The organism is Bacillus pseudomycoides DSM 12442, assembly GCF_000161455.1.
Taxonomy (GTDB): domain Bacteria; phylum Bacillota; class Bacilli; order Bacillales; family Bacillaceae_G; genus Bacillus_A; species Bacillus_A pseudomycoides.
This window is the reverse complement of record NZ_CM000745.1, coordinates 4,847,829-4,855,396: the sequence shown is the minus strand read 5'-3', so window position 1 is coordinate 4,855,396 and position 7,568 is coordinate 4,847,829. Positions and strand designations below refer to the sequence as shown.

Annotated in this window: 9 protein-coding genes and 1 pseudogene; 5 read left to right on the top strand and 5 right to left on the bottom strand. The window is 32.5% G+C overall.

What is annotated here, in order from left to right:
• Positions 1 to 23: 23 nt before the first annotated feature.
• A complete protein-coding gene (locus BPMYX0001_RS24630) occupies positions 24 to 269 on the bottom strand; it encodes a YczI family protein (protein WP_033799316.1) in 246 nt (81 codons plus the stop codon).
• Positions 270 to 728: 459 nt separating this feature from the next.
• On the bottom strand, positions 729 to 1,100 hold the full coding sequence (locus BPMYX0001_RS24625; protein WP_006096906.1) for a hypothetical protein: 372 nt from the start codon (positions 1,098 to 1,100) through the stop codon (positions 729 to 731).
• Between the two features lie 317 nt (positions 1,101 to 1,417).
• Between BPMYX0001_RS24625 and BPMYX0001_RS24620 the strand changes: the two genes are divergently transcribed.
• The 5 genes and pseudogenes from BPMYX0001_RS24620 to BPMYX0001_RS24600 all read left to right on the top strand — a co-directional run bounded on the left by BPMYX0001_RS24620 (position 1,418) and on the right by BPMYX0001_RS24600 (position 4,962).
• Positions 1,418 to 1,969: a GNAT family N-acetyltransferase gene (locus tag BPMYX0001_RS24620; protein WP_006096905.1), complete on the top strand. Its 552-nt coding sequence runs from the start codon at positions 1,418 to 1,420 to the stop codon at positions 1,967 to 1,969.
• A gap of 122 nt (positions 1,970 to 2,091) precedes the next feature.
• Positions 2,092 to 2,541: pseudogene (locus BPMYX0001_RS24615) on the top strand (IS6 family transposase); the annotation flags it as partial.
• A gap of 96 nt (positions 2,542 to 2,637) precedes the next feature.
• Positions 2,638 to 3,102 (top strand): DinB family protein, encoded by a 465-nt coding sequence (locus tag BPMYX0001_RS24610; protein ID WP_006096903.1) that lies wholly within the window; start codon positions 2,638 to 2,640, stop codon positions 3,100 to 3,102.
• Between the two features lie 251 nt (positions 3,103 to 3,353).
• Positions 3,354 to 3,605, top strand: a complete 252-nt coding sequence (locus tag BPMYX0001_RS24605) for an AbrB/MazE/SpoVT family DNA-binding domain-containing protein (RefSeq protein WP_006096902.1) — start codon at positions 3,354 to 3,356, stop codon at positions 3,603 to 3,605.
• A 457-nt stretch (positions 3,606 to 4,062) separates the two neighbouring features.
• Positions 4,063 to 4,962 (top strand): Rpn family recombination-promoting nuclease/putative transposase, encoded by a 900-nt coding sequence (locus BPMYX0001_RS24600; protein ID WP_006096901.1) that lies wholly within the window; start codon positions 4,063 to 4,065, stop codon positions 4,960 to 4,962.
• A gap of 331 nt (positions 4,963 to 5,293) precedes the next feature.
• On the opposite strand, the gene BPMYX0001_RS24595 is transcribed toward BPMYX0001_RS24600, so the two are convergent.
• From BPMYX0001_RS24595 to BPMYX0001_RS24585, 3 genes are all read right to left on the bottom strand, one after another.
• A complete protein-coding gene (locus BPMYX0001_RS24595; protein ID WP_006096900.1) occupies positions 5,294 to 6,316 on the bottom strand; it encodes a hypothetical protein in 1,023 nt (340 codons plus the stop codon).
• 25 nt (positions 6,317 to 6,341) lie between these two features.
• Positions 6,342 to 6,914 carry a DUF6037 family protein gene (locus BPMYX0001_RS24590; protein WP_006096899.1) on the bottom strand — a complete coding sequence of 191 codons (573 nt, stop codon included), beginning with the start codon at positions 6,912 to 6,914 and terminating at the stop codon, positions 6,342 to 6,344.
• 243 nt (positions 6,915 to 7,157) lie between these two features.
• Entirely contained in the window at positions 7,158 to 7,403 is a 246-nt protein-coding gene (locus BPMYX0001_RS24585) for a hypothetical protein (RefSeq protein ID WP_033799314.1), read from the bottom strand.
• Positions 7,404 to 7,568: the final 165 nt, after the last annotated feature.

The window sequence follows — 7,568 nt, the reverse complement described above, 5'->3', positions numbered from 1 at the left end:
GTTATGTTAACTTTCATTTTTTTCTATGTATATGCATGTAAAAAAATGAAAGTATAGATTGCAACAAATATAATAAATCCTGATGCTAAAAAAAATGTATATGCTGAAGCTTTTCGATTTTCTTTTAAATCAGAAAGACCGAACATTAAAAACATTAACCCCATAAATAAGGTCATAAGAGACATGAATTCAAATGTATCAGTTATTAAACTATATATAGCTAAAAAGGAACTAATTAATCCGAATACAATTCTTAATAATGTCAGCAAAGAACAACCTCCTTAGTTAAGTCATAAGTATAGAAAATATTTTATAGGATACTATCATTTTTTACCATTTATTAACACATAAAAGAAAAGGAAGAGTATTAATCAAGTAAATAAAATTTATTATGTCTTACGTATAAGTATTTTAATTTCAATGAGATATTTATATTGTCTATAGGTCTTTCAATCTCTTTATGTATAATGTTTTGAATGTATACTTTTTCGGTTAATTTTGAGAATGTCAGGGGAATTAGTATAAAGTCAATGTTTTAGAGGATTTGAATGTAAACAAATATTTAAAAGTTTACATTTGATAAAAACAAAAAAGAGTCCTGTGTTTATTAACGGGTTCCCTTTTGGGAGGGAAGATAAAAAATCAGATGTCTATTCAGCCCAAACAACAACTTTTTAGCATCTAAATTAGCAGTTTAAATAACAAAAAGGGACGGATATTTCGTCCCTTTAATTTGATACATACTTTAAAAACTCATTTAGTGATGAAAACATTACTTCTGGTTCCCAATCACCCTCGCCGTGCATTGCGGTCATTACAGGGTAATTTTTATCTTCAATATCTACAAAAATCGGGTCTCCTAAATTTTCATCGTATCCAATTACATACCAAGTTTCTTTCCAATCACCTTCACTATCCCCAGTTAAAGAATTATCTTCTTCATCTACACTGTATCCTAATTGTCCTTCTTCAAATTCCTCTCTTGAAAATAGGTGAATAGATATAGTTTCAATTTCAGTGTCATCAACTTCCAGCTCAATTTCAAGATTGTCCAACGCTTCAATCTTATTCAAAATAATCTTTAAATCCTCATTTAGCACAATATATACCTCCTGATGTGAGTTACTATCTCAGATAGATTATATCATTTCCATTCCATCGAAAGGATACAGGCTAGAACAATTGCTTGCCATATTTCTTAGCGAACTGATTGGGACTAATAAAGGGATGAGATGATGTTAGGGAGGAATTTGATTCTCTCTTTATCAAATGTAAACAAATATCTAAAAGTTTACTTTTAAAGCTATTTGATTTCTTTTTATATTAATAGAGCTTCCTAGTTAAGGAAGGAGTTTTGAATTTTGTGATAATATTAATATATGGATGAAATAGATATTTAGGAGGAAACTTAGTTATTATGATTAAAATTGTTGGACAAAAAATTGTATTGAAAGAAGCAACTTATCGAGATTTTGATGAATTATATTATTGGAAATATGAAGAAAAAGAACAAGAAGCAAAGAAATGGAATGGTCCATATATACCTGAACGTAAAATAACAAAAGAAGATTTTATGGAAAGTTGGGAGAATGATTATTGGATTTTTCCGAATGTACCTAATACATTAATTATTTTTGTTAAAGATAAATTAATTGGGACAGTAGGTTGTTATTGGGTAGATAAAAATACTAATTGGTTAGAAACCGGTATTGTTATTTATGATAAAAATTACTGGAACGGTGGATATGGTGCGGAGGCTTATAAACTTTGGATTGATTTTCTATTTAGATCTACTGAGTTGCATCGATTAGGAATGTCAACTTGGTCAGGAAATATAAGAATGATGAAAGTTGCAGAAAAAATGGGGATGAAAGAAGAAGCAAGGATAAGACAAGCAAGAATGGTAGATAGTAAATATTTTGATGCAATTAAAATGGGGATTTTAAGAAAAGAGTGGGAACAAGCTTAATGTTGTAAATGGGGTAGCACGCACATTTTAAGGTTCTGGTGCAAAAAAACGAAGCCGCTTGCAAGTAATCTCCTAAACTTGGACATACTGATACTAATATTCTAAAAAAGGACGTGATCAGTATGGAACTGCAAAATTTATTTAAGTGGAAACATTACCAACCTAATATTATTTTGTTAACGGTAAGATGGTACCTACGGTACAACCTCAGTTTTCGTGATTTGGTGGAAATGATGGAAGAACGGGGTTTATCCATTTCCCATACAACGATTATGCGTTGGGTTCATCAGTATGGTCCTGAATTGGACAAACGAATCCGACGTCACCTCAAACAAACCAATGACTGGAGAGTCGATGAAACATATATCAAAGTAAAAGGGCAATGGATGTACCTGTATCGTGCCGTGGATTCCGAAGGAAACACGATTGATTTTTACCTCAGTAAAACAAGAGACAAACAGGCTGCAAAGCACCTCTTTAAGAAAGCTTTGCGGTCTTTGCATGTTTCTAAACCTCGTGTCATAACAGCCGATAAGAATCCGGCTTATCCTATAGCAATTGAACAGTTAAAAATTGTTTATGCGGAGGTTTATACAAAAATCTAAGGGAACACCGTTTCCCTCCCTTTTCTAACTAAAGGGCAGTAGAGTTTAACAAGGAGGTTACTTATGAATTGTGAAAGTGTATTACACCAAATTGAAGTAGCTGTAAAAACAGTAATTGAAATAATAGGCAATTTAGAGGAAGACGATTTACAAAAAAGACCAACACCTAATAAGCATTCTATCGGGGAACTATTAGAACATATGGCAGTGATTTGTGAAGCTGATTGGCGTATTTCAAAAGAAGCAACGCAAGAAGAAATGGAAAATTTTTATTCAGGAGTAGCATATAAAACCTTAGACTCAATAAAAGATGGTTTCCTTACCAATTTTGAATCATTAAAAAATAAATATATGAATTTATCCGAGGCAGAACTCCTATCTCAAACTACTTCATATTGGGATTTGACTTATACAAGATATGAATGGCTGTTAGAGATATTAGCACACGTTTATCATCATCGGGGACAATTACACGCTATGCTTGTTCACTGTTACGATAAAGACCCTAAAATCTTAATGTTTGAATGATATTCCTTCCATTAACGTACGCTTTAGTTGAATTGCGTGTTATCTAGTAGGCTGTTTGACATATTGTACATGACCAATATGCAAAACAGCTTATTTTTACAAGTTTTTTTGATATTAGGTCTTGATAACGTACAATTTTCTTTTTTGGATATGGTGAGGCCTTTATTGAGAATTTTTTGTTAAGATAATCATGGTAAAATAAGACAAATCAAAGGTGGTAGTTCAAGAAAGCAACAGGAGTTACTCGTAATTTGGATGGATTAGGGCGTATTGTCATTCCAATGGAACTTAGACGAACTTTGGACATTGAAGAAAAAGATCCAATGGAAATATTTGTGGAAGGTGATCAAATCATTTTGCAGAAATATAAACCTCAACAAGCTTGTGTGATAACAGGCGACATTTCAGAAAGGAATGTTTCATTAGGAAATGGAAAGATTGTTCTGAGTCCAGAAGGTGCGGAACTTCTAATAAAGGAATTACAGCAATATCTTGTGAAATAGAAGGTTAGTAGTAAAAAAATAAGCGGAATATGATATCAAATATGTAAAAAAGGTCTCCTGAATTGGAGACCTCTTGTATCATTTGAACATTATAAATATAGCTTGTCTTATGAGTAGTAAGACATGCTACTTTCAGAAAATGTGCTGATTGAGAAACGTATATTATCCCTACATAGCTTGTTGCCAAACAAAATCCGCAAGTGTATCATATCATAAATCAATGATGAAAAAACGATGTATTTCACCATTCCTTGTATGTATTTCAAATAAAATGTATACTAATCATGATTTCTTTTGTGAATTTGTCAGGTGTTTTTTAAGTCAGTTTATGGTCGTTATTTAATCTATTGTATGTATCTGCAGTGAGGCTCTTATGTTAATCATAAGAGCCTGTTTGCATGTTTCCGCCTTTTTTCGGTACAATGAAAAGAAAGTAGTAGGCAGGGAGAGGAAATCCATGGCCAATCCATCATTAGTGAATTTACGCATTGATTTTGCATTTAAACAATTATTTGGTACATCGGGAAGCGAAGAAATTCTCATTACATTTCTGAACGCAATGTTAAGGGATTCGTTAGAATCACCGATTCAATCGCTTCAATTTGAAGATCCACATCTGCATAGGGAACATGAAGAAGATAAGTTATCGATTCTCGATGTTTCCGCCACATTAGATACAGGAACGAAACTTAATATAGAAATACAGATGAATAATCATCATGACATTCTAAAACGCTCTTTGTATTACTGGAGTCGGTTGTATGCGTCTCAATTAAAAAAAGGAAAACCCTATAGTTCTCTTCATAAAACCATTACAATTAATTTATTGAATTTTGTTATGTTTAAAGAATATGAAGAGTTTCATACGACGGGGAAACTGTGGAATATCCAACAACAGAAACTTTTAAGTGATGAAATTGAAATTCATCTTATAGAAATTCCAAAACTCATGCAACAATGGCGAGAAGAAAAGGTCAATCCGTGGGAAGATTCTTTTGTACGATGGTTACTATTACTTCCTGCGAATGAAGATGAACACTTAACACAAATTTTGGAGGCGATTGCAGTGAACCAAGATCCAATGTTACAGAAGGCGCTCGATAAATGGGAACATATGAGTCAAGATGCTTCATTCCGTCAAGCGTATGAAGCACGGGAAAAGATTCTAATGGATGAAGCGGCAGGCATCGCACATGCATTAAATAAAGGGCGAGAACAAGGTATTCAAGAAGGCGTTCAGCAAGGGAAACGTCAAATGATTCTCGGTATGCATCGTTTACAAGTCCCAATAGAAACCATTGCACAAGCCAGTGAACTCACGATTGAAGAAGTAAAGAAAATCATAGAGAAAACATAAAAGAGGCGGACTTTGGACCGTCTCTTTTTACGAAAAAACACAACAAAGACAGTTATGCCAGACTGTCTTTGTTGTGTTTGTAATTTTGCAAGTGTTTGTACGTATATATCATATCAAAATAGCTTCTACCATACAAAAGAAAAGCCTATATGTATAGAGTGTGTTGTGGGAACACTCCTCAAAAAAGAGATACAGCCACGATAATTCGTGACTGTATCTTTTCTCTGCGTAAACTCACTATATGTAGCAACTAATCCTTACAGATTGCTCTTCAATACATAAATATAGCGTACTTTTTAGAGAGTTTACAATTGATATATATTTGTCAAAATTAAGCGTCCCATTCATTAAGGCTTTTTATTACTTTTTTTCTTAAACGGGGCTTTAACTTTGCTAGCGTATCTTGTAATTGGCTGTTTAATATTAAAAATTGAGCATCCATCATTAAATAATATGTAGCATCATTTATATACCTATAATGACTTGTATATTGTTTAGTAGCAATGTCCAAGTGTCCATTATGTTGATTCAATTTTTCAATACTTTCATAACAAGCCTCTTTGTTTATGTGATATATATCTTTAGTTTTAAATGTCATTTTCCCTCTAGGATGTCTATTTACAAACAAAATCTCATTTTCGCATTTTAAGCTGTTAGCTGGAAAAGCTCTTTTAGCATATTTCGTTAATATAAAATCCGGATGCATAATAATGTCCTCAACTGGAACTTTAACACAAACTTTAATCCATTTATGACTATACTCTATATCCAATTTATCATGAAGGCACTCGCCAGATAATAGAATATTTGTATCAATTTCAAATGAAAACTCTGGATTATTTAAACCACCTATTTCTATTTGTCGAAGGGCTAGTGGTAATTCAATAGCATTTAAAGAGCGATAGACTCGTACATATCCTCCTTCTTCTATTAGATTACATGTTTTTAACATGTATTGAGTATGCTCGTATATATTTTGTATTTCTTTAACCGCTTCATAAAACATCTCGTCAGAAATTGAATTTGCTAATGCTAATGTATCTTCAAAATATTCTCGACGATTAACATTTTCTCCATATTCAATTGGCATGTAATATGTTTCTTCATAGCCTAAACGCCTTTGAATATTAAAAGCAAATTTAATCAAAGATGTTAGATAATATCTTGTGAAATTATAACGTTCATTTTGCAGGGTAAAAGATATGATTTCTGTATTATTTATTGTACCGCCCTCAATACACGCTTCAATTAAGGGAGAACGTACTCGATAACGATAGAGGTTTGCCAAATCTGATGAAGTTGTATCATGGAAACAATATGTTTCTTGGTCTTCACAATCTTGAACGTATTTCATAAGATCTCTCCTTGTATTTAAGTGCTTACCTTGGTAATGTGAATTCTTTTTCTTTAGCTGGATCTGCAGTCCAACAACTACTAATATTATAGGTTTTGCACATTTTATATGCCTCTTCACTCAGCCATTGTTTGGTTTTAGTGAGGTTCTTAGGTCTAACTTTTTCACCCCTTATTGTGTTGTCTCTCCAGTCATAAAAGTAAATTTTCTCCGGTTCTTCTACATCTTTTCTATAAGGTGCAAAGTCGCTTGGTTTTGGAATCTGTCTTGGGCTTGTGGTATTTGGAATTCTGTTGTTAATTTCCTCATAAAATTTTTTAGGACTAAAAGGTTGTGAAGGACTTGAAGTTAATCCTAGTGCTTCACAAATGGCCCCGTATTTGTCACCTAAATACGGATTAATAACAAATCCTTTTTTGACGGCAACTTCAAAGAAGAGATTTTTATTTCTTACTCCAATAGCAAGTGCATGAGGCGTAGAATCTATTATGTAAATAATACTAAAAACGGCTTTATTAATGGTTATTGAAAATTTCACACGTTGAAGGCTTTGTTCAATCATACTGTTATACAATGGTTCTAGTCCTGTTAATTTCATTTGTAAATTCCTCTTATTAAATAATGGTTTAACTATAGTATCTGACTATTCCGAATAAAGTAATTATAAATCATTTACAAATTAAGGTAAAATGAAAAACAGAAAACGAGTTTTACAAAACTTACAGAATGTTACACTCATAAAAACCCAGTGACATCAGTACGTGTGCATGATATCACTGGGTTTTTATTTGGATATTTAACAGCGTTATACTGGAAGAAGCTTGTGCATCCAGTAAAACCCTTATATTTTACTTTGTTTGGTAGTAATAGTTATTGAATTATCCCTTCTAAATGCAGTTATTCTTACTTCGTCCCAATCTTGTGCAGCAACGAGTAACTTTGTAGCTAAATCTATAGCTTGTTTGCTAGATAATTGGATACCAATTGTTTTAGGTAATTGGTTATCGGGTGTTAGAGATTTAGGATAAATCCCTAAAGCCTTGCTAGTTGTCTTGATATTAGCTTGTTTTAATGAAATAGTTTGCATTTTTACTTTCTCCTCCTAAAAAATGTTTTTGTTTTTTTATCATTAAATTATTGTACGTTAACATGCTGTACTTACAGAATATCACAAAGGCTTTAGGTTTTTTTCCGTTTTCTTATCAAATGTCACATCACTATCAAGTTTAGATAATTGTGTATCCATAGCATG

Excerpts from the sequence above, each read along its gene's own strand:
- BPMYX0001_RS24590 (WP_006096899.1), bottom strand. The coding sequence starts at position 6,914 with ATGAAATTAACAGGACTAGAACCATTGTATAACAGTATGATTGAACAA.
- BPMYX0001_RS24585 (WP_033799314.1), bottom strand. The coding sequence starts at position 7,403 with ATGCAAACTATTTCATTAAAACAAGCTAATATCAAGACAACTAGCAAG.
- BPMYX0001_RS24600 (WP_006096901.1), top strand. The coding sequence starts at position 4,063 with ATGGCCAATCCATCATTAGTGAATTTACGCATTGATTTTGCATTTAAA.
- BPMYX0001_RS24595 (WP_006096900.1), bottom strand. The coding sequence starts at position 6,316 with ATGAAATACGTTCAAGATTGTGAAGACCAAGAAACATATTGTTTCCAT.
- BPMYX0001_RS24610 (WP_006096903.1), top strand. The coding sequence starts at position 2,638 with ATGAATTGTGAAAGTGTATTACACCAAATTGAAGTAGCTGTAAAAACA.
- BPMYX0001_RS24620 (WP_006096905.1), top strand. The coding sequence starts at position 1,418 with ATGATTAAAATTGTTGGACAAAAAATTGTATTGAAAGAAGCAACTTAT.